General features: G+C 70.7%; 26 protein-coding genes. 16 read left to right on the forward strand and 10 right to left on the reverse strand.

What is annotated here, in order from left to right; all coding sequences use genetic code 11:
- Positions 1 to 65 precede the first annotated feature (65 nt).
- Genes ACWEJ6_RS16825 through ACWEJ6_RS16835 form a run of 3 tightly spaced genes read left to right on the forward strand, consistent with a single transcriptional unit; the run spans position 66 to position 2,329 of the window.
- On the forward strand, positions 66 to 680 hold the full coding sequence (locus ACWEJ6_RS16825) for a MarC family protein (RefSeq protein ID WP_352319244.1): 615 nt from the start codon (positions 66 to 68) through the stop codon (positions 678 to 680).
- Between the two features lie 11 nt (positions 681 to 691).
- Positions 692 to 1,411, forward strand: a complete 720-nt coding sequence (locus ACWEJ6_RS16830; protein WP_452424493.1) for an MBL fold metallo-hydrolase — start codon at positions 692 to 694, stop codon at positions 1,409 to 1,411.
- Positions 1,412 to 2,329, forward strand: a complete 918-nt coding sequence (locus ACWEJ6_RS16835; protein ID WP_452424495.1) for a RecB family exonuclease — start codon at positions 1,412 to 1,414, stop codon at positions 2,327 to 2,329.
- A gap of 15 nt (positions 2,330 to 2,344) precedes the next feature.
- Here ACWEJ6_RS16835 and ACWEJ6_RS16840 read toward each other — a convergent pair whose 3' ends face one another.
- From ACWEJ6_RS16840 to ACWEJ6_RS16850, 3 genes are all read right to left on the reverse strand, one after another.
- On the reverse strand, positions 2,345 to 3,250 hold the full coding sequence (locus ACWEJ6_RS16840) for an oxygenase MpaB family protein (protein WP_452424497.1): 906 nt from the start codon (positions 3,248 to 3,250) through the stop codon (positions 2,345 to 2,347).
- A gap of 13 nt (positions 3,251 to 3,263) precedes the next feature.
- Positions 3,264 to 4,154, reverse strand: coding sequence for an alpha/beta fold hydrolase (locus ACWEJ6_RS16845; protein WP_452424499.1), 891 nt, complete (start codon positions 4,152 to 4,154; stop codon positions 3,264 to 3,266).
- 311 nt (positions 4,155 to 4,465) lie between these two features.
- Positions 4,466 to 6,310 (reverse strand): DEAD/DEAH box helicase, encoded by a 1,845-nt coding sequence (locus tag ACWEJ6_RS16850; RefSeq protein ID WP_452424501.1) that lies wholly within the window; start codon positions 6,308 to 6,310, stop codon positions 4,466 to 4,468.
- A gap of 350 nt (positions 6,311 to 6,660) precedes the next feature.
- On the opposite strand from ACWEJ6_RS16850, the gene ACWEJ6_RS16855 reads away from it, so the two are divergent.
- Positions 6,661 to 7,314 carry a ferritin-like fold-containing protein gene (locus ACWEJ6_RS16855; RefSeq protein ID WP_387677348.1) on the forward strand — a complete coding sequence of 218 codons (654 nt, stop codon included), beginning with the start codon at positions 6,661 to 6,663 and terminating at the stop codon, positions 7,312 to 7,314.
- A gap of 572 nt (positions 7,315 to 7,886) precedes the next feature.
- Here ACWEJ6_RS16855 and ACWEJ6_RS16860 read toward each other — a convergent pair.
- The 5 genes from ACWEJ6_RS16860 to ligD (ACWEJ6_RS16880) all read right to left on the reverse strand — a co-directional run bounded on the left by ACWEJ6_RS16860 (position 7,887) and on the right by ligD (ACWEJ6_RS16880) (position 10,944).
- Positions 7,887 to 8,117 (reverse strand): DUF3107 domain-containing protein, encoded by a 231-nt coding sequence (locus ACWEJ6_RS16860; protein ID WP_352319257.1) that lies wholly within the window; start codon positions 8,115 to 8,117, stop codon positions 7,887 to 7,889.
- A gap of 91 nt (positions 8,118 to 8,208) precedes the next feature.
- Positions 8,209 to 8,829, reverse strand: coding sequence for a TetR/AcrR family transcriptional regulator (locus tag ACWEJ6_RS16865; RefSeq protein ID WP_352319259.1), 621 nt, complete (start codon positions 8,827 to 8,829; stop codon positions 8,209 to 8,211).
- A 108-nt stretch (positions 8,830 to 8,937) separates the two neighbouring features.
- Positions 8,938 to 9,147, reverse strand: a complete 210-nt coding sequence (locus tag ACWEJ6_RS16870; RefSeq protein WP_387677350.1) for a hypothetical protein — start codon at positions 9,145 to 9,147, stop codon at positions 8,938 to 8,940.
- A gap of 43 nt (positions 9,148 to 9,190) precedes the next feature.
- The gene (gene ligD, locus ACWEJ6_RS16875) at positions 9,191 to 10,066 is read right to left on the reverse strand and encodes a non-homologous end-joining DNA ligase (RefSeq protein WP_452424504.1); all 876 of its coding nucleotides are present in this window, start codon (positions 10,064 to 10,066) and stop codon (positions 9,191 to 9,193) included.
- Positions 10,063 to 10,944, reverse strand: a complete 882-nt coding sequence (gene ligD, locus ACWEJ6_RS16880; protein ID WP_387677356.1) for a non-homologous end-joining DNA ligase — start codon at positions 10,942 to 10,944, stop codon at positions 10,063 to 10,065. Before ligD (ACWEJ6_RS16880) ends, ligD (ACWEJ6_RS16875) begins: the two co-directional genes overlap by 4 nt.
- 81 nt (positions 10,945 to 11,025) lie before the next feature.
- On the opposite strand from ligD (ACWEJ6_RS16880), the gene ku reads away from it, so the two are divergent.
- The 3 genes from ku to ACWEJ6_RS16895 all read left to right on the forward strand — a co-directional run bounded on the left by ku (position 11,026) and on the right by ACWEJ6_RS16895 (position 14,444).
- Positions 11,026 to 11,940, forward strand: coding sequence for a non-homologous end joining protein Ku (gene ku, locus ACWEJ6_RS16885; protein ID WP_452424506.1), 915 nt, complete (start codon positions 11,026 to 11,028; stop codon positions 11,938 to 11,940).
- Between the two features lie 1,453 nt (positions 11,941 to 13,393).
- Entirely contained in the window at positions 13,394 to 13,753 is a 360-nt protein-coding gene (locus tag ACWEJ6_RS16890) for a hypothetical protein (RefSeq protein WP_387677362.1), read from the forward strand.
- Positions 13,754 to 14,120: 367 nt separating this feature from the next.
- The gene (locus ACWEJ6_RS16895) at positions 14,121 to 14,444 is read left to right on the forward strand and encodes a hypothetical protein (RefSeq protein ID WP_452424508.1); all 324 of its coding nucleotides are present in this window, start codon (positions 14,121 to 14,123) and stop codon (positions 14,442 to 14,444) included.
- 351 nt (positions 14,445 to 14,795) lie between these two features.
- Here ACWEJ6_RS16895 and ACWEJ6_RS16900 read toward each other — a convergent pair whose 3' ends face one another.
- Positions 14,796 to 15,206 (reverse strand): hypothetical protein, encoded by a 411-nt coding sequence (locus tag ACWEJ6_RS16900; protein ID WP_358294358.1) that lies wholly within the window; start codon positions 15,204 to 15,206, stop codon positions 14,796 to 14,798.
- Between the two features lie 458 nt (positions 15,207 to 15,664).
- Positions 15,665 to 16,057 carry a hypothetical protein gene (locus ACWEJ6_RS16905; RefSeq protein WP_452424510.1) on the reverse strand — a complete coding sequence of 131 codons (393 nt, stop codon included), beginning with the start codon at positions 16,055 to 16,057 and terminating at the stop codon, positions 15,665 to 15,667.
- Positions 16,058 to 16,817: 760 nt separating this feature from the next.
- Here ACWEJ6_RS16905 and ACWEJ6_RS16910 point away from each other — a divergent pair.
- From ACWEJ6_RS16910 to ACWEJ6_RS16950, 9 genes are all read left to right on the forward strand, one after another.
- Positions 16,818 to 17,723, forward strand: coding sequence for an alpha/beta fold hydrolase (locus ACWEJ6_RS16910; protein ID WP_452424512.1), 906 nt, complete (start codon positions 16,818 to 16,820; stop codon positions 17,721 to 17,723).
- 43 nt (positions 17,724 to 17,766) lie between these two features.
- Positions 17,767 to 18,948 (forward strand): adenylyltransferase/sulfurtransferase MoeZ, encoded by a 1,182-nt coding sequence (moeZ, locus tag ACWEJ6_RS16915; RefSeq protein WP_358294355.1) that lies wholly within the window; start codon positions 17,767 to 17,769, stop codon positions 18,946 to 18,948.
- 47 nt (positions 18,949 to 18,995) lie between these two features.
- Positions 18,996 to 19,718, forward strand: coding sequence for a hypothetical protein (locus ACWEJ6_RS16920; protein ID WP_452424514.1), 723 nt, complete (start codon positions 18,996 to 18,998; stop codon positions 19,716 to 19,718).
- Positions 19,712 to 20,947: a S8 family serine peptidase gene (locus ACWEJ6_RS16925; protein WP_452424516.1), complete on the forward strand. Its 1,236-nt coding sequence runs from the start codon at positions 19,712 to 19,714 to the stop codon at positions 20,945 to 20,947. The genes ACWEJ6_RS16920 and ACWEJ6_RS16925 overlap by 7 nt, the downstream gene beginning before the upstream one ends.
- Positions 20,948 to 21,006: 59 nt before the next feature.
- Positions 21,007 to 21,906: a hypothetical protein gene (locus ACWEJ6_RS16930; protein WP_397161133.1), complete on the forward strand. Its 900-nt coding sequence runs from the start codon at positions 21,007 to 21,009 to the stop codon at positions 21,904 to 21,906.
- Positions 21,882 to 23,051 (forward strand): S8 family serine peptidase, encoded by a 1,170-nt coding sequence (locus ACWEJ6_RS16935; protein ID WP_387677379.1) that lies wholly within the window; start codon positions 21,882 to 21,884, stop codon positions 23,049 to 23,051. The genes ACWEJ6_RS16930 and ACWEJ6_RS16935 overlap by 25 nt, the downstream gene beginning before the upstream one ends.
- Complete coding sequence (locus ACWEJ6_RS16940) at positions 23,051 to 23,467, forward strand: hypothetical protein (protein WP_452424519.1); 417 nt, start codon at positions 23,051 to 23,053, stop codon at positions 23,465 to 23,467. Before ACWEJ6_RS16935 ends, ACWEJ6_RS16940 begins: the two co-directional genes overlap by 1 nt.
- Complete coding sequence (locus ACWEJ6_RS16945; protein ID WP_352352833.1) at positions 23,455 to 23,769, forward strand: MGMT family protein; 315 nt, start codon at positions 23,455 to 23,457, stop codon at positions 23,767 to 23,769. Before ACWEJ6_RS16940 ends, ACWEJ6_RS16945 begins: the two co-directional genes overlap by 13 nt.
- A 101-nt stretch (positions 23,770 to 23,870) precedes the next feature.
- Positions 23,871 to 26,723 carry a CDP-glycerol glycerophosphotransferase family protein gene (locus ACWEJ6_RS16950; protein ID WP_387677383.1) on the forward strand — a complete coding sequence of 951 codons (2,853 nt, stop codon included), beginning with the start codon at positions 23,871 to 23,873 and terminating at the stop codon, positions 26,721 to 26,723.
- Positions 26,724 to 26,729: the final 6 nt, after the last annotated feature.

A 26,729-nucleotide genomic window follows, 5' to 3' on the forward strand; every position in this document is an offset into this window, starting at 1 on the left:
CCCGGAGGGCCGGGCGCGGGGCTGAGCACAGGATCGCCTCCCCCGGGCGGCCGGTTGGGGGAGCGGTGTCCGGGGTCAGGTTCTTCGTCGAGGCGTTCGTGACGATGTTCGTGATCATGGATCCGCCGGGCGTCATCCCGCTCTTCCTCGCCTACACCTTCGGCCGCACCCCTGCCGAGCGCAGGCGCATCGCCTGGCAGGCCGCGGTGACGGCGTTCTGCCTGGTGGTGGTGTTCGCGGTGTTCGGGCGGGCCATCCTGTCCTACCTGCACGTCGAGGTGCCCGCCATGCAGATCGCGGGCGGCCTGCTGCTCCTGCTGGTGGCCCTGGAGCTGCTGCGCGGCACGGCCGAGCCGCGCACCGACACCGTGCGCTCGAACGTCAACGTCGCCCTGGTGCCGCTCGGCACGCCGCTGCTGGCCGGGCCCGGCGCGATCGTGGCGACCATCGTCTTCGCCCAGCAGGCCGAGGGACGCGCCGACGGGCTGGCCGCGCTGATGCTGGCCATCGCGGCCGTGCACATCCTGCTGTGGCTGTTCATGCGCTTCTCGGTCAGCATCATCCGCGTCATCAAGGAGAACGGCGTGGAGCTGGTCACCAGGATCGCCGGCCTGCTGCTCTCGGCGCTCGCCGTGCAACTCATCATCAACGCGATTCGCGCTCTCATGCAGACGGGCTAAAGTTCGGAAGCGTGACAGCGCGTATCGAGCGAGTGGTGACCGAGGGCGTCGTCGACATCGACGGCACCGAGCACAAGGTCGAGAACAACACCTGGATCATCGGTGACGACGACGAAGTCATCGTCATCGACGCGGCGCGTGACGCCGAGAAGATCCTTGAGCAGGTCGGCGAGCGTGAGGTGCTGGCCGTCATCTGCACCGCGGGCCTGCCCGACCACGTCGGCGCGGCCATCGAGGTGGCCAGCAGAGACGAGGCGGTCGTCGCCCTGCACCCCAAGGACAAGCCGCTGTGGCGGGAGACCTGGCGGGAGACCTGGCCCGACATCGACATGGAGGACGACGGCGTCTTCGGCGTCGCCGACGTCCAGCTCGACGTCATGGAGACGCCCGGCGTCACGCCCGGCGGGATCTCGCTCTACTGCGAGGCGCTGGGCGCCGTCTTCACCGGCAAGGCCCTGCAGGCCGACGGGCCGGGCAAGCTCGGCGGCGAGTACCCGGCGCTGGCCGACCAGCTCACCTCGATCGGCGGCCGGCTGTTCACCCTGCCGGCCGACACGCGGGTGCTGGCCACCCACGGTGACGAGGTCACCGTCGGCGACCTGGAGCCGCACTTCGACGACTGGGTGTCGGGCTCGCTGACCCGCGACCCGGCCGCCGCCCGCGACGACGAGGGCCCGCTGACCGACGGCACCAGGGTCTCCGGCATCAAGCTCGGCCCCGGCGACGAGTAGGTGTACGACCAGCTTCCGCTGGACGGGATGCCGCGGCGGCTCTACGCGTGCACGCCGTCGCGGTTGAACACCTGGCTCGACTGCCGCCGCCGCTACCGGTTCACCTACCTGGACCGGCCGCAGCCCTCCAAGGGGCCCGCCTGGGCGCACAACAGCGTCGGGGCCAGCGTGCACAACGCGCTGGCGGCGTGGTGGCGTGAGCCGTACGAGCGGCGCACGCCGCTGACGGCCGCCGTCCTGCTCACGAACGGGTGGATCACCGAGGGGTTCAGGGACGCCGAGCAGTCGGCCGAGTGGCTGGGCCGGGCCCGCGACCTCGTGTCCGGATATGTCACGACCTTAGATCCCGCGGACGATCCGGTCGGCGTCGAGCGCACGGTCGCCACGCGTACCAAGGTGGTCGCGCTGTCCGGGCGCATCGACCGGCTCGACCGGCGCGGCGACGAGCTGGTCGTGGTCGACTACAAGACCGGCCGCCGCCCGCTGACCCAGGACGACGCCCGCTCGTCCCTCGCGCTGGCCACGTACGCCATCGCGGCCTCCACGATGATGCGCACGCCGTGCCGGGCGGTCGAGCTGCACCACCTGCCCACCGGCGAGATCGTCGAGTGGCGCCACACCGACGAGTCGCTGGGCCGGCACCTGCGCCGCGCCGAGGAGATCGCCGTCGAGGCCGCCACAGCCGACGACCGCTACCGCGCCGTGATGGGCGCCCCCACCTCGACCAAGCGTCCTGCGGCGGGCCGTGGGGCGGGCGAGCGTCCCGTCGTCGGCCCGGCCCAGGTCCCCGCCGAGCTCGACACGGTGTTCGCCGCCAGCCCCGGCCCGCTCTGCTCGTGGTGCGACTTCCGCCGCCACTGCCCGGAGGGCCAGGCCGCCGGCTCCGACCGCAACCCCTGGGACGGCCTGGCCGACTGACCCCCGGCGAAGCGGTCAGGCGGCCCGCGCCGCCGGCCAGCGACGGGGGTCGGTCAGGCCCTTCAGCCCCTTGCTGACGTCGTAGCCGGCCGCGCCGAGCCGGGCCCGCGCGCCCGCCAGCATCGCCCGCGTCGAGGGCATGAACGCCCGGTCGTGCACCGGCTCCGGCAGCGCGTTCATGCCCAGCCGGAACGCCCTCAGCGCCGCGGTGACCGTCGCCGGGGGCACCTCGGGCAGCACGCCGTACATGCGGCGGGCCCACTCCGGGAGCGTGTAGTAGCAGAGCGCGCCGAAGGGGAAGTAGGCCGGTTTGCCCGGCGACAACATGCGCAGCTCGCGCGGCAGCCGGGGCCACAGCAGGAACCGCACGGTCGCCGCCGCCTCCTCGGTCACCCGCAGGGCGGGCCGGGCCTGCTTGAAGTAGGCGTCCATCTCGGCGCACGAGCCCGGCACGTCCTCGGGGTGCAGCCCGACGTAGGAGGCGCTCCTGCGCTGCTCGCGCAGGTAGCGGTCGGCCTGCCGCTCGTTCAGCCGGAGCCCGCCGCGCCTGGCCACCTCCAGGTACGACGACACCTCCGCGCAGTGGACCCACAGCAGCAGCTCCGGGTCGTCCACCCGGTGCGTGCGGCCGGTGCGCGGATCGGTGATGCGCAGCGCCTTGTGGATGCCGCGCACCCGCCTGCCGATCTCGTCGGCCTCGGCCGGGCTGCCGAACGTCACCCGGCCCACGAAGTCGGCGGTGCGGCGCAGGCGGCCGAAGGGGTCGTCCTGGAAGGTGGAGTTCTGCCAGACGCCGAGCATGGCCAGCGGGTGCAGCGCCTGCAACATGAGGCCGCGTACGCCGCCCACCCACATCGAACGGTCGAGATGCACCTGCCAGGTCGCGCTCCGCGGCGCCTGGACGACAAGTTCGTCCGTCATAGTAAGTGAATGATTACATGGCGTTGGACCTTGTGTCCAAATAGTGCTTCTCGGCCGCGTTCCAGAACCTGACCAGCGCGGCGGCCGTCGTCTCCGGCGCCTCGACGGCGGGGGAGTGGACCGCGCCGGGCACGACCACGCAGTCGGCGCCGAGCCGGGCGGCCGTCTCCGACTGGGTCTCGGGCGACCAGCCGTCGTCGTGCTCGCCGTACAGGACCAGGGTGGGGATCTCGATCTCGCGCAGCTCGTCGGTGCGGTCGTGGGCGTGCAGGACCTGCTCGGCCATGCGGGCCAGGCCGGTGGGGGAGTTGGTCAGCAGGCGCCTGCGCAGGAACGCCAGGATCTCGTCGGAGACGTCGGCGGCCAGCGCCTCGGGCTCCATCCGGTGGTGCCAGAGGTGTTCGAGCCCCAGGGCCGGGATCTCCTCCATGATCTCCCGGCCGTTGCGCGCCCGCCTGCCCTCGATGGCCGCCGGGCCCGAGCTCATCAGCGTGAACGAGGCGAACCGGGTGCGCCCGTCGATCACGGCCTCCCGGCCGACCAGGCCGCCGAAGGAGTGGCCCACCAGGTGGATGGGGTCGCCGCCGCCGATGGCCTGGGCCATCAGGTCGACGTCGGCCCCGAGGGCGGCGCAGGTGTAGGCGGCGGGGTCGTCGGGGCCCGGGGTCTCGTACTGGCCGCGCAGGTCGACGGCCACCACCCGGCGACCGGACTGGGCCAGGGTCATCAGGACCGCGATGAAGTCCTCCTTGCTGCCGGTCAGGCCGGGGACCAGGAGGGCGGGCCAGCGCTCGACCACGCCGCTGACCGGAAGCGCCTCCAGAGCCGCGAACGCGCCATGGGGCGTTTCGAGCTTCTGCGGCGTCACACCGGGTGGCAGGTCGAGGAATCGCGGCGTACTCACGTGGGGCAACAATACCCAGAGGTCAGCGCCTCGACACCGGCAAAGCTTCGACGCTGATGCGAGTTGTGGTGAGTTGTGAGCTTTGCGGCTTTCACGCTCCGGAGGCGGGCGGGCGACGTCCTCGTCCCAGTGGGGCGTGGCGGGCTCTGAGGGGGCCTCTGGGGTCCTGCGATGCCTGGAGGGCGCATATGTCGGGCGGTGCGTCCGCGAGGCCGTGAGGGGCCCGCACGGCTCCCTCCCGGCGCCGGTGCCGTACGGACGAAAAAGGCGCGCACCCCGCGAACGGGATGCGCGCCTTCTTCTCGTCGTCGCTAGCCTGCGCGGCGGCGGTTGCCGCCACCGCCACCGCCACGGGACTGGCGGCGCTGCTGCTTGCGCTCGGTCGCCGCGGACGGCGCGATGTCATCGTCGTCCGTGGCCAGGTCGGGTGACTGGAAGATCACCGCGAACGGGCTCGGCGGGATGATCCGCTCCGGCTCCTTGCGGACCGGCGGCGGAGGCGTGGCCAGGAAGCTCGGCTCCGGCACGGACTCCACGACCGGCTCGGGCGCGACCTCGGCCGCCCGGCTCCGGACCGGCTCCACAGGAGCGGCCTCGGCCGCACGGTTCCGCGCGGGCGCCTCGGCGGCCTCCTCGCGCGGCCGCGGGTCGGCGGCCTGGGGCTGGTCGGCCTTGCGGGAGCGGGTCCGCTTCACCGGGGTCTCCGGTGCCTCGGCCAGCGCCTGCTCGATGGCCGACGACGCGGCCCCCCTGCTGCGGACGCGCGTGCGCTTCGGCTCGGCGGCCGCCGTCTGGACCTCGTCGGGCGTGAAGATGGCGGGAGTCTCCTCCGTCTTGGCGGCCACGATCTCGACCTCCGGCGTCTCGGCGGGTGCGGTTTCGGCCAGTTCCCTGCCGCCGCGGGTGCGGCGACGCTGGCGCTGGGCGCGGGCCGGGCGCTCGCGCTCTTCGCGCTCCTCGCGCCGGCCCTTGCCGCCGCGGGTGCGGCTCCGGCCGGTCTCACCGAGATCCTCGATGCGCTCGGCGGCCAGCCCGGCGCGCGAACGGCTCGCGTGCGGCAGGACGCCCTTGGTGCCGGCGGGGATGTTCAGCTCGGTGTAGACGTGCGGCGAGGTGGAGTAGGTCTCCTCCGGCTCGGCGAAGTCGAGCCCGAGCATCTGGTTGATCATCTTCCAGCGGGTCAGCTCCTCCCACTCCACGAAGGTGACCGAGATGCCCGTGCGCCCGGCCCGGCCGGTACGGCCGATGCGGTGCACGTACGTCTTGTCATCCGAGGGGCAGTCGTAGTTGACCACGTGGGTGACGTCGTCGATGTCGATGCCGCGGGCCGCCACGTCGGTGGCGACCAGCACGTCGATCTTGCCCGCCCGGAAGGCCCGCAGAGCCTGCTCGCGCTGGCCCTGACCGAGGTCGCCGTGGACGGCCGCGACCGCGAAACCACGCGTGTCGAGCTGTTCGGCGACCATGTCGCAGGCCCGCTTGGTCTCGCAGAAGACCATGGTGAGCCCGCGGCCCTCGGCCTGGAGCAGCCGGGCGACGATCTCGATCTTGTCCATCCGGTGGGCGCGCCAGACGATCTGACGCACCTGCGGGGTGGTCTCGCCTTCGCCGCTCTCCATCTCCGCGCGTACGTGGGTGGGACGGTTGAGGTATTTGCGGGACAGCGAGACGATCTCGCCCGGCATGGTGGCCGAGAACAACATCGTCTGCCGCTCCGCGGGGATCAGCTTGAAGATCCGCTCGATGTCGGGCAGGAAGCCCAGGTCCATCATCCGGTCGGCCTCGTCGAGCACGAGGGAGGTGACCTGGCTCAGGTCGAGGTGCTTCTGCTTGACCAGGTCGAGCAGACGGCCCGGGGTGCCGACGATGACGTCGACCCCGGCCTTGAGCGCCTCGATCTGCGGCTCGTAGGCCCGGCCGCCGTAGACGGTCAGGACTCGGGAGCCGAGCTTGCCGGCCGCGGTGACCAGGTCTTCACTGACCTGGACGGCCAGCTCGCGGGTCGGCACGACGACCAGCCCGCGGGGCTTCTTGCGGTTCTTGCGCGGCTTGCCGATGCTCTGGAGCATCGCGATGCCGAACGCGTAGGTCTTGCCCGTGCCCGTGCGCGCCTGGCCGATGAGGTCCTGGCCGCTCAGGGCGAGCGGGAGCGCCATCTCCTGGATGGGGAACGGTGTGACGATACCCTCGGTCTCGAGGGCATCGGCGATCTCTGGTGTGACTCCGAGGTCTCGGAAAGTCGTCAGCGTGGCCTGCCTCAGTCTCAAATGAAGGCGGGCCTGCCGGGACCGACGGGCGGAAAACAGCCCCCGTTACGTGGGTCCTCGCGGTAGAGCCAGCCCTCTCGCGTCATCAGCGACCGCGCACCCGGGGAATCGGGGGTTATCGGGGGAATCCCCCGAACTAACACAGTGCGGTCGCACTTTCACAGAGCAGTGTACTCGATACCACAACGCTGGCCGAGCTCGCTTATGTTCCCGCATATTTCGGGAAGTACGCTGCCTCCATGAACGAGTCTCCTGGAGTCGTCGACCTGCTCGGGGTTCTAGCTTACGCCGAGCTCAGCGCCTACGCCCGGATGACCGAGGACGCCGCCACCCTGGCGCCCTCGCTCGCCGACCGCGCCGCGCTCAGCGAGCTGGCCGTGGCCGAGTACGCCCACTTCCGCCTGCTGCGCGACCGCCTGGCCGAGCTGGGGGCCGATCCGGAGGAGGCGATGGCGCCGTTCGTGGCGGCCCTCGACGCCTGGCACGCCCAGACGCGGCCGGCCGACTGGTTGCAGGCCCTGGTCAAGACGTACGTCGGCGACGGGATCGCGCTCGACTTCTACCGGGAGGCCGCCAGGCACCTGGAGCCGTCGATCGTCAAGCTGGTGGACGAGGTGCTGGTGGACGAGGCGCGCTCGCAGTTCGCCGTCGAGCGGGTCAGGGCCGGGATCGAGGCCGACCCGACGGCGGGCGGGCGGCTGGCGCTGTGGGCCCGGCGGCTCGTCGGCGAGGCGCTCAGCCAGGGGCAGCAGGTGGCGGCGGCGCGGCCGGAGCTGGCGTTGCTGCTGGTGGAGTCGGCCAGGGCGGCGGGGGGCGAGACGCCTGACATCTCACGCCTCTTCGCGACGCTGACGGAGGCGCACAACAAGCGAATGGCCACCCTCGGCATCTAGCCCGGCTGGTGGACGGACGACCGTGGGTGGCTGGGCCCGGGAGCTCGGCCGCCTCCTGCCGGGTGCCGAAGGAGACCGGTCTGGTCGTGGGGCGGTGCGAGGGGACGAAACGGATGTACCGTCCCAGACATGATGGCCTGGCGCCGCTACGGCAGTTCCTTGACGAGATGTGGGCCGAATCGCTGGACTTCGCGCGTCGTGCTGCGGAGGGGAAGCGCGGGATGCCCGACGAACGACCAGACACGGGATCAAGCCGACCGGAGACGGGATCAAGCCGACCACACACCGGATCACGCCGATCACACACCGGATCACACCGACCGGAGCCGCCACCACGCCGACCGGAGCCGCCACCATGCCGACCGGAGACGGGAGCACGCCGAGCAGCGCCGTCGCCGCGTCCGGGGCTGCCGCCTCGGACCACCGGGCGACCGCGAGGGCTGTGGCCCGTGATGCGGGTGCGGCCTCCGGCGCGTTCCCGGCGTGACCTGGTGGAGGCGTCGGGCGGTGTGCGCGGCCGGTGAGGGTACGGCTGATTGTGGCCGTACCCTCGTTGTGGGCCTTTGGGGTGGTTAGAGGGTGCCGCCGAAGCCGACCGGCCTGGCCTCGTCCTCACCGATCTCGACGAAACCGAGCGAGGCCACCGGCACGACCACGCGCCGGCCCTTGACGTCGGTGATGGCGAAGACGCCGCGATCTACCGACAGCGCGTTCCTGATCTCCTCTTCGACCTGCTCGGCGGAGAGGTCGGTCTCGACAACGAGTTCGCGGTGTACCGAGCGTACGCCGATCTTGACTTCCATCGTGGCTCCCTAGTCGACTGGGTTAGCGCTCGGTTCCATCGTCGCCGCTCGGAGGCCCGGAGGCGGTGAATGATCGCGCCCAGCGAACGGGTTATGCCGTACGCGGAAAACCGCTGATCCCGCGCCAGGCGAGCCGCGCCATGAGCTGCTCGGCCGCGTCCTTGGGGATCGAGCCCTGCGCGGTGACCCAGTAGCGGGCGCTCACCTCGGCCATGCCGACCAGGCCGACGCCGAGCAGGTGGGCCTCGTCGCTGGTGCAGCCGGTGTCCTCCTGGATGACCGCGCTGACCATCTCGGCGCACTCCTGCAGGGACCGCTCCACCCGCTGGCGCACCGGCGCGACGTTGCGCAGGTCGGACTCGAAGACCAGCCGGAACGCCTCCCCCTGCGTGGAGACGAAGTCGAAGAACGCGCTGAACGTGGCCTGCACCCGCAGCTTGTTCTCGTGGGTGGAGGCCAGGGCCTCGCGACAGCGGTTGACCATGTCGTCGACGTGCAGGTCGAGCAGCGCGAGGTAGAGCTCCAGCTTGCCGGGGAAGTGCTGGTAGAGCACCGGCTTGCTGACCCCGGCCCGATCGGCGATCTCGTCCATGGCGGCCGCGTGGTAGCCGTTCTCCACGAACACTTCCTGCGCGGCGCTCAGCAGTTGCCGGCGTCGGGCCAGTCGGGGCAGCCGGGTGCCCCGGGGCTTCGCGTCCGGGGTTGCGGTCACGCGGGTCTCCATTGGTCTCTCAGCGAACTGTGCCGACATCCTACGTGCGGGTGGCCGTCACCTCGGTGGTCATCGTCATACACGCTCGATCTGGCGGGCGGCCCGTGCTCAGCGGTAGTCGTCGTCGTCGTAGTCGACGACGCGGTCCTGGTCGGCCGCGTCGGCGGGGTCGGCGTCGAGCGGAAGCTCGCGGCGCTCCTGGCCGGTCTCCTGGCGGATCTCGCGATGCTGCTCGGCGGCGTCGGCCTCGGGCGTCTCCGGCGACAACTCCTCTTCCTCCTCCTCGTCGTAGACGCTCTCGTCCCCGCGGGTGTCCATCTCCGACATCTTCGGCCCCCCTCTTGGTGCGGACGGGTCCAGACTACGCCCGGCCGAAAAGGTCGCCGTGCTTCTCCACTCTGGCGAGTACGTCAGGGGCGGTGAACACCAGGTCATCGGCGTGTTCACAGTCCTCGACCTCCTTCCACAGCAGCGGCGTCGAGACCGTCGGCCGCTCCCTGGCCCGCAGCGAGTACGGCGCCACGGTGGTCTTGGCCGGATTGTTCTGACTCCAGTCGATGAACACCTTGCCCGGCCTGGCCTTCTTGGCCATGACGCTGACGATCTCCTTCGGGTGCTCCTTCTCCAGGACCTGGGCCAGCCTCTTGGCGTACGCGGAGGGCTCCTCGCGGCAGTCCCAGTCGGCGTACAGCTGCATGCCCTTGTTGCCGCTGGTCTTGGGCCTGGCGTCGAGTCCCTCGCCCTTCAGCACCTCGCGCAGCGTGAGCGCCACCCGGCAGCACTCCACGATGGTCGCCGGCGCCCCCGGGTCCAGGTCGAACACGAGCGTGTCGGGCGGCAGCGCCGCGCCGTCGTCGTCCACCCGCCACTGAGGCACGTGCAGCTCAAGCGCGGCCAGGTTGGCGTAGTAGGCGAGCGTCGGCAGGTCCTCGATGACGGCGAAGTCGATGCTCTCGCGGCCCTTGGTGCTGCCGGGGGCGGGCAGGTTCACCTTCCTGACCCAGTCGGGCGTGTGCTCGGGCGCGTTCTTCTCGAAGAAGAACTGGCCGGTGACGCCGTTGGGGTACCGCTTGACGGTCAGGGGCCGGCCGGCGAGGTGCGGCAGCAGGACGGGGGCCACGCGGCTGTAATAGTCGATGACCTCGGCCTTGGTGAAGCCGATCTCCGGGTAGAGCACCTTGTCCAGGTTGCTCAGCGTCAGCTCGCGCCCGTCGACCCTGACCGGCACCTTCTTCACAGCGTCACCTCCGCGGGGAGCTTGTCGGCGCGCAGCCCGCGCCACACCGGATGTCTCAGCCGCAGCTCGTCGGTCCACATGGTGTAGCCCACCTCCCCGACGAGATCGGGCCTAACCCACCGATTTCTCCACGGGACCGCGTTCGTGAACGGGCTGCGCGGGATCTCCAGAGGTCGGAGCGCCTGGTGGAGGTCGTCCAGGATGGCGTCGGTGAACCCGGTTCCCACGTGGCCGACGTACGTCAGCCCTTCACCGGTGAAGACGCCCATGACGAGCGAGCCGATCCCGCCGGCTCTGCGGCCCTTGCCGGGTTTCCAGCCGCCGATCACGACGTCCCGCGTGCTGAGGTGCTTTACCTTGATCCACCACGGCGAGCGCACGCCCGGCCGGTAGGGGGAGTCGAGGCGCTTGGCCACCACGCCTTCCAGGCCCTGCTCCCGCGTGGCGGCGAGCAGGTCGGAGTCCCCGGGGAAGTACGGGGGCGCGCCGACGTCCAGCTCGTCGAGGAGCGCGCGGCGGTCGCGGTAGGCCAGGTCGAACAGCGGCCGGCCGTCCAGGCAGAGCAGGTCGAAGGGCATGTACGTGACGGGGTAGAGCTCCAGAACGGCCGGTTCCGGGTCGGTCAGGTGCATGCGGTGCTGGAGCCGGACGAAACTGGGCCTGCCGCGCCGGTCCAGTGCCACCACCTCGCCGTCGAGCACGGCGTTCTTGACCCCGAACCCCGAGATTTCGGGGTATCGCCGGGTGTACTCCACGCCGTGCCGTCCCGTCACCCTCAGGACGCCGTCGAGGTGCACGAGTGCCCGGATGCCGTCCCACTTGACCTCCAGGCCGTACCGGTCACGATCGGAGGGTAGTTCCCCAGGTACGGCCAGCATTGGTTCAATCGGGTATGGCATTGGTTGCCCCATGACGGGTATGTGCCCATATGGTGAGCCCGCTACTGCTGAGGAGTGCCCATGCGCAGCATCTGGAAAGGTGCGATCTCCTTCGGGCTGGTCACCATCCCCGTGAAGCTCTACTCGGCGACCGAGCAGAAGGACGTCAGCTTCCACCAGGTCCACCGGGACGACGGCGGCAGGATCCGCTACAAGCGCGTGTGCACGGTCGACGGCGAGGAGGTCCCGTACGCGGACATCGCCAAAGGGTACGAACTGGCCACGGGCGAGATGGTGGTGCTCACCGACGAGGACTTCGAGGACCTGCCGCTGAGCACGTCGCGCAGGATCGACGTCCTGCAGTTCACCCCGGCTGCGCAGATCGACCCCATCTACTTCGCCAAGTCGTACTACCTGGAGCCCGACGCGCAGGGCGCGAAGCCGTACGTGCTGTTGCGTGACGCCCTGGAGAGCTCGGGGCAGGTGGCCGTGGTCAAGGTGGCGCTGCGGCAGCGGGAGTCGCTGGCCACCCTGCGCGTACGGGACGGAGTGTTCGTCCTGGAGACCATGTTGTGGCCGGACGAGATCCGCGCCCCCGACTTCGAGTTCCTGGAGGAGGACATCGAGGTCCGGGCGCAGGAGCTCAAGATGGCCGAGTCGCTGATCACCACCATGGAGTCGGACTTCGACCCGAGCGAGTACCACGACACGTACCGCGAGGCGTTGCAGCAGGTGATCGAGGCGAAGGTGGCGGGCAAGGAGGTCGTCGCGGCGCCGGAGGAGGAAGAGGCGGGGCCGGCGGTGGACCTCATGGCCGCCCTGCGCGCCAGCGTCGAGGCCGCGAAACGGGAGCGGACCGGGGAGCCGGCCAAGCCGAAGAAGGCGGCGGGCGGCGGAAAGTCCGCCAAGGCGTCTAAGGGGGCGGAGGAGGCCAAAGAGGAGGCCAAGGAGGAGGAGAAGGCCCCGCCGAAGCGCAAGGCCCGCAAGTCCGCCTGAGCCCTTTCCGCCACGGAGGTCCGTACGACGACGTCCCCAGGACGTTCGAACCGGACACCGAAGACCTGGTGCCCGCCGACCCGCGTGACTGTCTCTCCGCTGGTCCGGCGACAGTACGCCCTGTAGCGCGGGCGCAGACCGCCTGCGAGGGCCGGACCGCCTTTCCGGCGCCAGGAGTCGGAGACGGTGAGCAGACCTGGTCGCCCACGGCGGTCAGGGTGGAGATCAGCAGGCCGTTCCAAGACGGCGTGCCCGGAGAAGATCGTGTGCCGGTCGGTGAGGCCGTCCAGCGGGGCGCCGACGATCATCCCCGCGCTCAATCCCGGGCGGACGCCTTTCTTGCCCGCGAGCGCTGTGCGGACGCAAAGGACATGGCCATGGCTCTGGCGACAGACCGGCCGGCGGGACGCGGCGGCCGAGACGAGCTTCTGAGGCGACATGGATCGCCATGGCAAAGTAGCGCACCACCACGGCTCCTGTGACGAACAGCATGGCCAGAGGGGGTGGGAGCGGCACTGAGGTGCCCACGGGGGGCAGCGAAGGCGGCTGTTGCGGTGGTGGAGAGGGTGACGAGCAACCGATCCCGGTCCGCATGATCCGTTGCGAGGCTTGGCCGCTTTCCGATCCAGTAGAGCGATCACGCCGCGTACAACACCTGGCTGACCAACCAGGTGCACTGGCGCGCGTTGATCACCGTGCGGGAACTGGCGAGTGGGTTGGTCGGGTGAGACGTCCAACGTCAGGTCCGCGCAGACAACCGGGCGGAGCGGGGGGGGGCGGGGCGAGTGGTGGTCGCGCGTCTGACCGGGCGGGGCGGGGGTTGGGCGGGTGGTGGCCGGGTGGCCGCGTCCGGGCGGGCGGGGGCCGGGCAGGTCGTGTTCAGGGCCGTGGATGCCCTTTCCTCGGGGCGACGTGCCTGGGTGGCTGGACGTAGGCGCCTGCGTGCGTGGGCCGCCGGACGGGCTCAGCGTCGCGTGGCAGGGGGCGCGCTGCCTGTGAGGCCCGAGGGTGGCACAGAAGGTGGCGGCTCTCGTGGTGTGCCGGAGCGGCCGTCCGTGTTCCGGCTCACATAACGGCCATTAGCCATAAAGCGGACATTATCTTCAAATCGCAATAAGCCGTACCAATTGCCCCGGGTAAATCGGTCGATCACCGACACTTGATGCCGGTCGAGGGGTGATGTTCGGGTTTCCGGTCCCGCCCACCCGTGCCGGACGTCCCCGCCTGGCGATCATGATAGATTCGGACATATCATGGCATATCAGTCAATAAATGTTTAATGCAAGCAATAAGGCTGTTAATGCATAGCAAAAAGGCGGCGGTTCTGTGTTGCCATGCCCGCGTCCAGGAAATGACATTTCACGGATGGCTCATCACAGGTCGTCCAAGGGCAGTTCCCTGGCAACCGGGGAGCGTTGAGAACGGGGCAACCAATCCTTTAGGGGGAAACGCAATGCCCAAGCTCAAGAGTATTCTCGCAGGCCTCGCCGTCAGCACGGCCATGGGCGGCGGTGTCGTAGCGCTCGGTGCGGCGACCACCGCGACCAGCGCCGACGCCGCCACCAGCGCCGGTGTCGTCACGTCCACCAGCTTCCAGGCCGGCTGCTTCCGCAGGTCCCGGTGCGGTGGCTGGGGATGGGGCAACAACTGGGGCGGCTGGGGCGGCGGCTGGGGCTGGCGCCGTCACCACAACCGCGTGGGCAAGGTGAAGGTCACCATCCACAACCGCAACTTCAACCGCAACCGGGTGACGGACACGGAGACCACGCGGCCGACGGTCCGCGACCACGACCACGACCGCGACTGGCGCTGACGGCGGACGGAACCGTCATCCTCATGAAGGCGGCGCCGCGCTGAATTCGACCACCGGGTACCGGGCTCGGACAATGGCCTGAATTACGGCACGGCGCGCCGGAGGGTTCATTCTCTCCGCGCCTTCGGAAATTCTGGTGAGGGCTTCACCGGCATCGGCCGGGGAGCCCTCACTTGCGTTTGCGCGCGAAGTCGCCATGCAAATCTGTGCCTACCGGCAAAAGAGGACAATTGCGGTTTGCTGGCTATTCATGGGGATATATCAAGGTCATGGATGGCAGGCATGGCAAGCCATACCGTCCACGTCGTTTCCTGGGAATCCGGAAGCGTCGAGAAACGGGGCATCCAAACCTTTAGGAGGAAACGCAATGCCCAAGCTCAAGAGTATTGTCGCAGGGCTCGCCATGAGCACGGCCCTGAGCGGCGGAGTGATCGCCCTCGGCGCGGCGACCACGACCACCAGCGCCGAAGCCGCCACCAACGTCACCACCGGGGCGACCACCACCACTCTGTCCGGCTGCTTCCGCCGCTCGTGGTGCGGCGGCGGCTGGGGCTGGCGCAACAACTGGCGTCGCCACCGGCTCCCCAGGATCAAAATCATCATCGTCAACCGGAACCGGAACCGCGACGCGATCGCGCATGCCGTCCGCCAGCAGGTTCGCACTGACGACGCCGATCGTGACTGGAGCTGACCACAGGTTCTGAACCCGGGGCGCGAACCGTGATCGCGCGACCGAGTGCCCGCACCCCACCGGACTTCCGTTCTCGTCGAGAACGAGCTCCTGGCAGGGAATGCGGGCACTCACTCGTTTCACCTTCTTGTCCGTACGGGCTTGGCGCCGGATGACGATCCCTGTGCGGCACCGAGGGGCGGGCCGGCTCGGAAGGACGCGGGACACGTCGAGTGCCCGCATCCGGGAGGCGATCCTCGCTCTCCGTCGAGAGAGCGGGTCGGCCGGATGCGGGCACTCCTCTACGTCGGCGTGGTCTCACTTCTCAGGTGGGCTCTCGCTGGGCGGGCCGTCCCCGGGTGAGACCGCCGCCTAGTCGTCGTGGTGCTCGCGCTCGTCGTGCCGCTGCACGTTGGTGTTGTTGTGGTTGCTGTTGTGGTTGGAGTTGTGGATGACGACGCGGACCCGGGGGGCGTTGTTACGCCGCCAGCCCCAGCCGCCGCCGCGACCCCAGCCCCAGCCGCCCCCGCGGCCCCAGCCCCAGCCGCCGCCGCAGCGGCGGTGGCAGCCGCCGCCCCAGCGGTTGCCCCAGCTGCGGCCCCAGCCGCCCCAGCCGCACCGGACCTCCCGGAAGCAGCCGGCGAGGGTGGCCGCGGTGGCCGAGCCGGTGACGCTGGCAGCGCTCGCGCCGGTGACGGTGGTCGCCGCGCCCGCGCTGACCACACCGCCGGTCAGCGCGGTGCCCATGGCGAGCCCTGCGATAACACTTTTGAGCTTGGGCATTGTGTTTCCCCCTAAAAGGATTGATTGCCCCGTACTCGTCGCTCCGCGTCATCCGAGCCTTTCCGGATTTCTGTGGAGCGGCGTGGATGCCCGCTAGCGAACATCCATGCCAGGGATATATCCGACCGAATGCCCCACAAACGGACATTGTCCTCTCTTGTCCGACACTATGGAGCATCATGGTGCATAATCGGACATTTCGGACTGCCGGGGTCGCGGAGTCCGGCACCAGGGGAGACGGGGCCGCATTCAAGGGAGAACGCAAGTGAGGGCCCCACCGGCAGAATGCCAGTGGAGCCCTCACCGGGAATTGCCGCGGTGACAGAGGAGAGTGGATTCTCAGGCAGGACAGCAAGGTCCGGGTGCGGTCACTTCCTGAGAGCCCAGTACTCGCCGGTCGGATTCACTTCGCCGTGAAGAGCGACCATCCATGGATTACGGGCACCATTCCCGCGCGATCAGTCGTCGCGGTCGCTGCGCGCGCGACGGTCCTCGCGCAGCTCGTTGCTGGTCCTCGTCTCGGTGTTGTCGTTCGTGTTCTCGTTGAAGATCTTGACGCAGACGCCGCCGCCGCGGTGGTGCCGGCGCCAGCCGCCACCCCAGCCGCCGCCCCAGCCCCAGCCGCCGCCGCCCCAGCCGCCGCCCCAGCCGTGGCGGTTCCTGTTGCAGCGGTGGTGGCGACGGTGCCACCAGCCGTGACCGTCCCCATCGCCCCAGCTGAGGGTCGTCGGGCTGGTGACGTTGTTGGCGGTGCTGGCGTTGGCGGTGGTCGTCGCGCCCAGGCTGACCACGCCGCCGGTCAGCGCGGTGCTGACGGCCAGACCTGCGATAACACTTTTGAGCTTGGGCATTGCGTTTTCCCCCTAAAGGATTGGTTGCCCCGTTCTCGACGTTCCCGAGAGGCCGGGAACCAGGTCTTGAACGACTAGCTGATGAGCCATCCGTGAAATGTCATTTCCGAGACAGAGCTACAGCAAACAGGAGTGGCCCTATTTTGCTATGCATTAGCAATCTTATTGCTTGCATTACAGCTCTATCGAATGAAATGCCATGATATGTCCGATTATGCGCATATGACGGAGTGCCCATCACATCGGGTTCCGACAGCGTCGGCCGCGCTTTTCTCGTGTAATGACGGCACGGCCGTAAACGCCGGAAGGCGGCGGCCGTGCGTGTATTTACGGCGCGCAGAAAATGCTCGCCGGCACACCTGTGCGCCAGGCATGAGAAATGCTGGACGATGCTGTCGTCGGGATCGTTCGGGAAATGCCGTTACGCTTCCCCGATGGATTTCCGGTGACCACGACTTCCCGATCGCTAACCAAGAGTGTCCGGTAGGTCGCGCACTGTATCCGTTCCTGATGCTTACCCGTCTCGAACCTGGTAAACGGGGACAGACAGCTTTTGCCGCACACTTAAGCCGCCAAGAGATCCATTAGACATCTATGAGCGGAAATTTCGGGCCTGACCCATGTCTGCTCGCGGGCGCGACCCCCTGTGCGTCCCGTATGTCCGGTGCTGCTCTGATAGGTCAGCGAAAGCGGTGTCTGTACGGAATGCAGACCCCGCCTGGGCGCGCTGGTTATCGTGGAAGAGCGACAAGGAGGACGTATGACAGCGGTGGAGCCGGTCCCTCACTGGCCGGGACGCATGATCGGCCCGGTGCACGTGCGATCCACCCCCGACGGCGGCCCGGCCGAGCAGGCCGTGTTCGTCCACGGGCTGGCGGGCTCGGCCACCAACTGGACCGACCTCATGGACGAGCTCAAGGACACCGTCACCGGCCACGCCCTCGACCTGCCCGGCGCGGGCTTCTCCCCGGCGCCGCGGGACGGCGACTACACGGTGGCCGGCCACGCCGCGGCGGTGATCGGGCTGATGGAGCACACGGGCCCGGCCCACCTGTTCGGCAACTCGCTGGGCGGCGCGGTCGCGGTGCGGGTCGCCGCGGCCAGGCCCGACCTGGTCCGCTCGCTCACGCTCGTCTCGCCCGCCCTGCCCGACCTGCTGCCCAGGTACGGCCCGGTCCGCGTGGCCGCCGCCGCCGTGCCCAGGGTGGGCGAGTGGTTCGCCGACAAGCTGCGCCTGCTCCCCGCCGAGCAGCGCATCAACGCCTCCTTCGCCATGGTCTGGGCGGACGTGAACGCCGTCCACCCGGTGCGCCTGGCCGACGCCGTGGAGGAGATGCGCCGGCGCGACGACGTCCCGTACGCGGGGGAGGCCATGATCGGCTCGGCGCGGGGCATCGTGGCCGAGTACTTCCGGCGGGGCGAGGACAACCTGTGGCGCCAGGCGGCCAAGGTGAAGGCCCCGACGCTCATCGTCCACGGCCGGCACGACCGCCTGGTGCGCCCGGCCATGGCGGCGAAGGCGGCCCGTACGTTCCGGCAGGTCAGGCTCGTGCTGCTGCCGACGGCGGGGCACGTGGCGATGATGGAGATGCCCCGCGTGGTGGCGGCGGAGGCACGCCGTCTGATCGGTGAGACGAGATTGGGGAATGCCCCACTCGCCGAGTAGGTTTCAGCTAGAGATGTGACCCCCTGAAACGGGAGCGTAGAACGTGTCGTTGCCACCGCTGGTCGAGCCGGCCACAGAGCTGACCGTAGACGAAGTGCGCCGCTACTCGCGCCACCTGATCATCCCCGATGTCGGGATGGCCGGGCAGAAGCGGCTGAAGAACGCCAAGGTGCTGTGCGTGGGCGCCGGCGGCCTGGGCTCGCCCGCCCTGATGTACCTGGCCGCGGCGGGCGTCGGCACCCTCGGCATCATCGACTTCGACGTCGTCGATGAGTCCAACCTGCAGCGCCAGATCATCCACGGCCAGTCCGACGTGGGCAGGCTGAAGGCCGAGAGCGCCGCGGCGTCTGTCCGCGAGATCAACCCGCTGGTCGAGGTCGTCGTCCACAACGCGACCCTGACCACCGAGAACGTCATGGAGATCTTCTCCGGCTACGACCTCATCGTCGACGGCACGGACAACTTCGCCACCCGCTACATGGTGAACGACGCCGCCGTGCTGCTCGGCAAGCCGTACGTCTGGGGCTCGATCTACCGCTTCGACGGCCAGGCGAGCGTGTTCTGGGCCGAGCACGGGCCCTGCTACCGCTGCCTCTACCCCGAGCCCCCGCCTCCCGGCATGGTGCCGTCGTGCGCCGAGGGCGGCGTGCTCGGCGTGCTGTGCGCGTCGATCGGCTCGATCCAGGTCAACGAGGCCATCAAGCTGCTGACGGGCATCGGCGACCCGCTCGTCGGCCGGCTGATGATCTACGACGCCCTGGAGATGAAGTACCGGGACGTCAAGGTCCGCAAGGACCCCGAGTGCGTGCTGTGCGGCAAGAACCCCACGGTCACCGAGTTGCTGGAGGACTACGAGGCGTTCTGCGGCGCGATCTCCGACGAGGCCGCGCAGGCCGCCAGCGGCTCCACGATCACCGCGCGGGAGCTCAAGTCCATGATGGACAAGGGCGACAACATCTACGTGGTCGACGTCCGCGAGATCAACGAGTACGAGATCGTCTCCATCCCGGGCGCCACGCTGATCCCCAAGGGCGAGTTCCTCAACGGCTCGGCCCTGGAGAAGCTGCCCCAGGACAAGCGCATCGTGCTCCACTGCAAGTCGGGCGCGCGCTCGGCCGAGGCCCTGGCGATCGTCAAGAACGCGGGCTTCGCCGACGCGGTGCACGTCGGCGGCGGGGTGCTGAGCTGGGTCAAGACGGTCGACCCCAGCCTGCCCAGCTACTGAGGCGTTTTCCCGGGGAACCTCCCGCCGAGGCGCTTAAGGTCGGTGTCGTGAACCACGCCCGCCCCTGGCCCACCCTGGTGGTGTCCTCCGCGCTGACCCTGGTCTGCGCGGTGGCCGCCGGGGTGGCCGGGAGCGCGGCGGGCACCGAGCTGACCCGCGGCCCGAGCGCGTCCGAGCTGCGTGCCGCCGCCACGCGCGAGGTCGCCGAACGCTGGCGCTCTTGGCCCGCCGGGCGCGTCTTCCCCGCGGCTCTGCCGTACGCGGCCGAGCAGGGCGGGCAGGAGCGGGCCGAGCGCATCGGCATCTCGCCGCACACCGGCTGCGGCGCCGAGTCCGTCGACGCGAAGGCGGTCAGGACGTTGCGCGAGGCGGGCTGCCGGGGCGTGCTGCGGGCCACCTACATCGACGCGCTGCGCGGGGTGCTCGTCACCGTGGGCGTGGTGGCGCTGCCCGACGAGTCACGCGCGGTCCGGGCCAGGAGCGCGTTCGCCGACAACGGCAAGCCCGTGCCGGGGCTGCGGCCGCTCAGCTTCACGGGCACGGTCGCCGAACGGTTCACCCCCTCGATGCGGCAGGCCGGGTCGGTGCGCCAGGCGGGGCCGTATGTCGTGCTGACCACGGCGGGCCAGGTGGACGGGCGGCCCGCGACCACGTCCGGCGAGTCACGTCCGGCCATCTTCGCCTTCGCCGCCGAGCTGTCCGAACGCGTGCTGCTCGACCTCAGCACGCCCCGCATGCCCGACTGCGCGGCCGAGGGATGGCGGTGCTGAGCCGGCGCGCCGCGAAGGCGCTGTCCGCCGCCCCCGCGGTCCTTCTCGCGGTTCTTCCCGCCGCCCTGCCCGACTGCGCCCACGCCGACGACGACGTGCGCGGCGGCCAGCGGGCCGTGATCGAGACGCTCGACCTGCCCGCGGCCTGGCGCGTCACCAAGGGCTCGGGGGTCACGGTGGCCGTGCTCGACTCCGGGGTCGATCCGGCCCACCGTGACCTGGCCGGCGCGGTGACCGTGGGCCGCGACTTCACCGCGGGCGCGAACCCGCCGGGCGTCGCGCCGCCGCGGCTGCACGGCACGTACATGGCCTCCCTGATCGCCGGGCACGGCCACGGGCCGGGCGGGAGGAAGGGCGTCATCGGCGTCGCGCCCGAGGCCGGCGTCCTGTCGGTACGGGTCATCCTGGAGGACGAGGAACCGGGGTTCAGGGAGTTCAACTCGGCCGAGCGCTTCGAGGACGTCGTGGCCAGGGGCATCCGCTACGCGGTCGACCAGGGCGCGGACGTCGTCAACATGTCGATCTCCAAGGAGCTCGCGACCCGGGAGGAACGGGCGGCCATCCGGTACGCCATCTCCAGGGGCGTCGTGCTGGTGGCCGCGGCCGGCAACGACGGCGACAGGAAGACCGCCGGCGACTTCGCGCCCTACTCCTACCCGGCGTCCTTCCCCGGCGTGGTGTCGGTGGGGGCGACCGACCGGCGGCTGCGCCGGGCCACGTTCTCCAACTGGAACTCATCAGTGCTGGTGGCCGCGCCGGGCGTGGACATCATGGGCGCGGGGCCCGGCGACGAGTACTGGGTCGGCCGGGGCACCTCGCAGGCGACCGCGCTCGTCTCGGGGGTCGCGGCCCTCATCAAGGCAAAATATCCGCAGATGTCGCCGCCGCTGGTCGTCCAGGCGCTCGCCGACAGCGCCGACGACCGGCCGCCCGGCGGCTACGACACCGGCACCGGCTTCGGCGTCGTCAACGCCCGCAGGGCCCTGGCCGAGGCCGCCCGCCTGGCCACGCACACCGAGACCGCGACCGGCCCGCAGGCCCAGGACCCCGCCCGGCCCCTGGCGGGCGGCCCGGCCGGGCCCATCCGGGTCACCGCGAGGGACCACCGGCGCGTGACGATCTACGCGGCCGTCGCCGCGGGCGCCGCGGGCGGCGCGCTCGCGTCGCTGGCGGTCATCTTCTTCCTGGTCAGACGCGTACGACGCGACCACGGCGCACACGACGCATGATCCGCCTGCTAACGGGGACGAAATAGACACCGACCAACCGCGGGAACGAGGCCAGGGTGGTGAAGGCACGTAGGTCGACCTCAGGGCTACCGCGCGCCGGCGAGGCCACATCGGGACGCAGCAACCCGCTCGGGGCGTCGACCGGCCGCCGGGCCCGCGTGCGCGCCTGGCCGGCGGCCAACTCCCGTACGCGCACCGCGGCCAGGGAACGCGCCGAGCTGGCGGCTCTCCAGCAGGGCGTGCGCTTTCGGCGCATCTTCGTCGTGCTGGTCGGCGCGGTCGTGGCCGTGTCGGCCCTCGTGGTGCTGCTGGGCACGATCGGGCTGCTCAACGAGACGCGCTCGCGCCCGCTGACCCCGTCCGAGCAGAACCAGTACAAGCAGGAGGAGATCGCCCGGCGCTGGCAGGCGTGGCCGGCCACGGGCGTCTTCCCCGAGGAGGTCAAGTACCTCGGCCTCGACCGCGCCCAGCAGTACGCCAGGCGGGTCGGCATCGCCCCCGAGACCGACTGCGGCAAGGGCGTGGACGCCTCCGTCGCCGGGGTCCTCGACAGCCACGGATGCGTCACGCTGCTGCGCGCCACGTACGTCGACCAGACCTCCACCTTCGTCATCACCGTCGGCGTGGCCGTGCTGAAGGACGAGGAGTCCAGGGTGTCGGCGGGCGAGCAACTGGGCCAGGACGACCGGGTGGGCGTGCTGCCCGTGGCCTTCCCCGGCACCGTGACCGAACGGTTCGGCACCGAGCAGCGCCAGCGCACCGGCTGGGTGGGCGCCGGGCCGTACATCGTCTTCTCCACCGCCGGGTACGCCGACGGGCGCACCAGGGCCGCCATCCCCCCGGAGGAGATCCTGCACAGCGAGCTCTGGCCGGCGGCCAAGTCGGTCGGCAACCAGATCGCCTACTTCCTGGCGGATCCTCCCAAGGTTCCGCCGTGCACCCAGGGGAACGTGTGCTGACCGCCGTACGGGCGCTCGCGGCCACGTTGCTCGTCCTCCTCGGGCCCACGGCCGCCCCGATCAGGGACCAGCAGCAATGGGTGCTGGACGCGCTCAACGTCGAGCAGGCGTGGAACGTGACCAAGGGCGAGGGCGTCACGGTCGCCGTCGTGGACAGCGCGGTGGACGCCGGGATCAAGGAGCTGAAGGGCCGCGTCACGACCGGGCCGGACATGAGCTCGGGCGCGGTGGCCCGCGAGGTGCAGCCGGGGCGGCACGGCACCGCCATGGCCGCGCTGATCGCCGGTTCCGGCGCCGGCGACGGGCTGATCGGCGTCGCGCCCGGCGCGCGCATCCTGTCGCTGCCCCTGGCCACCGACGACGAGCCGGCGTTCGACCTGCTGCCGCCCACGGACCTCCAGTCGCCCGAGAGCTCGCTGGCCCGCGCCCTGCGCTACGCCGCCAACCATGGCGCCCAGGTCGTCAGCATGTCGATCGGCTCCTACGGGCCGATCAGGTCCGAGCGGGAGGCGGTGTCGTACGCGCTGAGCAAGGGCGTGGTGCTGGTGGCCGCCGTCGGCAACGACGGCCAGACGCCCTACGCCAAGGAGAAGGGCACCTCGTTCTGGAGTTTCCCGGCCGGCTACCCGGGCGTGATCGGCGTCGGCGCGACCGACAAGCAGGGCAGGAAGGCCACCTTCAGCAGCGACAACCTGTCGGTCCTCGTCGGCGCGCCCGGCGTGCAGGTGCCCGTGGTCAAGCGGCCCAGCGGGTACGAGCTGTCCGACGGCACCAGCTCGGCCGCCGCGCTCGTGGCCGGCGTGGCCGCGCTGGTCAAGTCGCGCTTTCCCGGCCTGCCGCCCGAGCAGGTGGCCCAGGCGCTGGCCTCCAGCGCGCGGGGCCGTCCGGCCGCGGGCTACGACGACAACACCGGGTTCGGCGTGGTGGACGCCGGGGCCGCGCTCAACGCCGCCGAGCGCCTGACCGGTCAGCGGCGCAGCGTGACCGTGCCCGGAAAGGACCACTTCGGCCGGGGCGAGGACTCCCCGGTGCCGACCCGTCCGGGGGCCGATCCGTGGCGGTTGTGGCTGTACGGAGGGGGTGTGCTGGTCGCGCTGGTGACGTTCTGCGGGGCGATCATCGTTCTCAATCAGCGCAAGGAGTGATGAACCGCTCGTACTTCGCCCGCGTGGACGGTAAAGATCCGCTATGGTCGCGCGTCATGGGATACGAGCTGCGGGTGGTGCGCGAGTCGCCACTCGCCTTCGCGGAGCTCGCGAAGGCCATCGCGCCGGCCGGTTTCGAGCTGCGCGGATCTGAGGAGATCGTGGCCGGCCACGACGGCGGCCGGCACGCGGTGGCGCGCTGGCAGGGCCAGGTCGTGGGCGAGCCCGGCTCCGACTGGCAGGTGGCCCAGCTCCTGCGGCTGTCGGCCGCGCTCGGCGCCCGCCTGGTGGGCGAGGACGGCGAGCTCTACGCGCTGCGCGACGGCGTGATCGAGGTCCTGTCCGGCGGGACGGTGATGGAGATCGGCAAGTTCGACGAGATCATCGACGCGGGCCCGGCCGCATGGACCCCCTGAACCCCTTCGCCGAGCGGGTGCTCGACCTGGTCGAACGCATCCCGCCCGGCAAGGTCATGGCCTACGGCGACATCGCCGAATACCTGGGCGAGGGCGGCCCCCGCCAGGTGGGCAAGGTGATGTCCACCTTGGGCGGCGGCGTCCCGTGGTGGCGGGTCGTGCACGCCGACGGCAGCGGCGCCGCCCCCGACCACCTGCGACGATGCCTGGCCCACTGGCGCGAGGAGGGCACCCCGCTGCGCGGCGAACGGGTGGACATGAGGAAGGCGCGCTGGGACGGGCGTTCAGCCGATTTTCAGTAAGGGGCCTGACCTGCGGTTTCGCCGTTGAGGCGATTCTGTGACATGTGACTCCCATTACCATGGGCTGAACACTGACAGGCCCGAAAGGCGGTGCCTCCACGATGGCCACCGGCGTCACAGCCCAGCGCCACAGCGGCGACACGCTCGCCGACCGCCTCAAGGCTGTCCAGGATCTCTGCGATCGTGGCGAGCCTCTTGAGGCGGTCATGCGTGCCGTCGGGCCCGGCGGCCGCGACGCGGCGTTCGACACCGAGGTGCTCAGCGGGCCTCTGGGGTCGCGCATCGACCTCGCGGTCAAGCGCGGCCCGGCCCGGCGCCGCGAGCTGCTCACCCTGATCCGCCCCTACCTGGCCGGCGTGGCCGCGGAGGTCAAGCGCGACCTGCCCGTCGCCCGGCGGGTGATCTGCCACCTGATCGAGCACCGTCCCGACGACGAGCTGGTCGACGGCGAGACGCTGGTCAAGGTCGTCACCGCGGCGGCCGAGCCGTCCAAGCGCATCCGCAAGGGCCTGAGCTGGTACGCCGACCTGCCCTTCCGCGACGAGCTGCCGCCCGACCTCTACCGGCTGCGCCGCGCCGACATGGTGCCGGTGACCCACATCGACGACATCGTGTGGGTCGACGGCAGGCTGCGCGTCACCGGTTTCGCGTACCTGGCCGGGTTGTCGGTCCGCAGCCGCAGGTTCAACTGGGCGACCGTGGTGCTGCGCGGGCCGCGCTGGCTCCCGCCGATCCGCATGCGCACCAAGCGGGTGCTCGCCCCCGAGGCCACCCACGGCGCGCGCGAGCCCGGCTGCAACTACGACTGGTCCGGCTTCACCGCCGAGCTGAGCCCGTGGCCGCTGCGCTGGCGCGGGGCCGTGCGCGGCATGGTGCACGCCGTGCGGCGGCGGTTGCGCCACCGTCCGGGGGTGCCCGACGCGACGACCTGGCGGGCCGAGATCGTCTTCTGGAGCCGTGGCGCGCGGGCGACCGGCCTGCTGCGCGGCTCGGCCATCGGCAGGCCCGAGCGTCCGGCCGGTCTCAAGCTGAAGCCGGGCTGGTGGGTGCGTCCGGTCTGGACGTCCGACCGCGCGCTGCAGGTCGTGCTCCAGCCCAACAGGGCCGAGCTGACCGGCGTGTCCGTCCAGGACGAACGCCTCGAACTCAAGATCTTCCTGCCCGGCCGCAGCGTGACCAAGGGCCACGCCAGGCTGGGCGGCCACCGCATCGCCGCCGACTTCACGCCGTCCGGCGGCGGCACCGAGGTGCTGATCGGGCTCGCCGTGCCCGCGCTGCTCCAGGAGAAGGACGGCAGGCGGCTGTGGGTCGAGCCCAAGGGCGACCCGGCGGCCTCCGTCATGCTCGGCGACCTGGTCGAGACGCGCACTCCGGTGGGCGACCGGGAGATCACCGTGCTCGGCGACCGGCGCGACCGCGTCGTGGTCTCCGCCCACCGCATCCGCCCGGTGATCACCTCCGCCGTCTGGGAGGGCTCCACGCTGGTCCTGCGCGGCGACTACCCCGACGCGCCCGGCCCCCGGGTGCTGACGTTGCGCCACCGCTCGGGGCTGTCGTACTCGCTGCCCATGGAGCGGTCGGGCGACGACTTCTCCGTGCGGGTGACGCCCTCGTCCATGGACCGTTTCGGCGAGTCCGTGCCGCTGGCCTCGGGCACCTGGAACATGTCCTTCCGGCACCCGTCGGGCGAGATCGTGCCGTTCCGGATGGACCACGCCGCCCTGCCGGGGCTCGACGAGGAGCCGCGTACGGTCGACAGCCGGGCGTACCGGATGATCTCCACCCGGTTCGACGTGCCGGTGATCACGGTGGAGGAGGGGCGTCCCAGCGACGAGCGGGGCGTGGCCGGCACCCACGTGCTGCGCCGCGTCTTCTACCCGGCCCAGCGCACCGAGCCGCTGCACGACGCGACCGTCTACGTCGTCAACGACGGCCGGCTCTACGCCGACAGCGTGCGCGCCATCTACGAGGAGCGGCTGCGCAGGGGCGACGACCGCGAGCACATCTGGATCGTCAAGGACGCCGCGTTCGTGCCGCCGGGCGGCGCGCGGGCGGTGCGGGCGGGCAGCCGCGAGCACCACGCCGCGCTGGCCCGCTCCAGCCACATCGTCACCAACTCGTTCCTGCCCGCCTGGTTCCGCGCCCGCGAGGACCAGGTCGTGCTGCAGACCTGGCACGGCACCCCGGCCAAGCGCATCGGCAACGACCAGCCGCACATGGCCCGCGACCCGCGTCCGCCGATCTGGTACCGGCAGGCGGCCGAGGTGCGCGGCTGGGACCTGCTGCTGTCGCAGTCGCCGTGGGCCACCACGGTGCTGCGCCGGGCCTTCGGCTACAAGGGCGAGATCCTGGAGAGCGGCCTGCCCAGGAACGACGTGCTCAACTCGCCCGAGCGCGAGGTCAGGGCCGCCGCCGTCCGCGAGCGGCTCGGGCTGGCCGAGGGCAAGCGAGTGGTGCTCTACGCGCCGACCTGGCGCGACTACGACCGCAAGAACGCCATGGTCAAGCTCGACCTGGCCAAGGCCCGCGAGGCCCTGGGCGCCGACCACGAGATCCTGGTACGCGCCCATCCGATGCAGGCCATGCCCGCCGTCCCCGACATCGCCCACGACGTCACGACTTATCCGGACATGGCGGATCTGCTGCTGGTCGCCGACGTCCTCGTGACCGACTACTCCTCGGTCATGTTCGACTTCGCCGCCACCGGCCGGCCCATCGTCTTCTACGGCTACGACCTGGCGAAGTACTCCGCCAAGCGAGGGCTCTACCTCGACCTGGCCGAGCAGGCGCCCGGCCCGGTGCTGCCGACGTCGGCCGAGGTGATCGACGCGCTGCGCTCCATCGACGAGGTGGCCGCCGCGCACGCCGACCGCTACGAGGCCTTCCGGGCCACGTACGCGCCCAAGGACGACGGCAAGGCGACGGCCCGCGTGGTCGACCACCTGTTCTCCTGAGGGCGC

The sequence above is a fragment of the Nonomuraea sp. NPDC004702 genome, from assembly GCF_053601695.1.

Excerpts from the sequence above, each read along its gene's own strand:
- ACWEJ6_RS16840 (WP_452424497.1), bottom strand. The coding sequence starts at position 3,250 with ATGACGGACGAACTTGTCGTCCAGGCGCCGCGGAGCGCGACCTGGCAG.
- ACWEJ6_RS16850 (WP_452424501.1), bottom strand. The coding sequence starts at position 6,310 with ATGGCGCTCCCGCTCGCCCTGAGCGGCCAGGACCTCATCGGCCAGGCG.
- ACWEJ6_RS16855 (WP_387677348.1), top strand. The coding sequence starts at position 6,661 with ATGAACGAGTCTCCTGGAGTCGTCGACCTGCTCGGGGTTCTAGCTTAC.
- ACWEJ6_RS16860 (WP_352319257.1), bottom strand. The coding sequence starts at position 8,117 with ATGGAAGTCAAGATCGGCGTACGCTCGGTACACCGCGAACTCGTTGTC.
- ACWEJ6_RS16870 (WP_387677350.1), bottom strand. The coding sequence starts at position 9,147 with ATGGACACCCGCGGGGACGAGAGCGTCTACGACGAGGAGGAGGAAGAG.
- ligD (WP_387677356.1), bottom strand. The coding sequence starts at position 10,944 with ATGCTGGCCGTACCTGGGGAACTACCCTCCGATCGTGACCGGTACGGC.
- ku (WP_452424506.1), top strand. The coding sequence starts at position 11,026 with ATGCGCAGCATCTGGAAAGGTGCGATCTCCTTCGGGCTGGTCACCATC.
- ACWEJ6_RS16890 (WP_387677362.1), top strand. The coding sequence starts at position 13,394 with ATGCCCAAGCTCAAGAGTATTCTCGCAGGCCTCGCCGTCAGCACGGCC.
- ACWEJ6_RS16895 (WP_452424508.1), top strand. The coding sequence starts at position 14,121 with ATGCCCAAGCTCAAGAGTATTGTCGCAGGGCTCGCCATGAGCACGGCC.
- ACWEJ6_RS16900 (WP_358294358.1), bottom strand. The coding sequence starts at position 15,206 with ATGCCCAAGCTCAAAAGTGTTATCGCAGGGCTCGCCATGGGCACCGCG.
- ACWEJ6_RS16905 (WP_452424510.1), bottom strand. The coding sequence starts at position 16,057 with ATGCCCAAGCTCAAAAGTGTTATCGCAGGTCTGGCCGTCAGCACCGCG.
- ACWEJ6_RS16910 (WP_452424512.1), top strand. The coding sequence starts at position 16,818 with ATGACAGCGGTGGAGCCGGTCCCTCACTGGCCGGGACGCATGATCGGC.
- ACWEJ6_RS16940 (WP_452424519.1), top strand. The coding sequence starts at position 23,051 with ATGAACCGCTCGTACTTCGCCCGCGTGGACGGTAAAGATCCGCTATGG.
- ACWEJ6_RS16945 (WP_352352833.1), top strand. The coding sequence starts at position 23,455 with ATGGACCCCCTGAACCCCTTCGCCGAGCGGGTGCTCGACCTGGTCGAA.
- ACWEJ6_RS16950 (WP_387677383.1), top strand. The coding sequence starts at position 23,871 with ATGGCCACCGGCGTCACAGCCCAGCGCCACAGCGGCGACACGCTCGCC.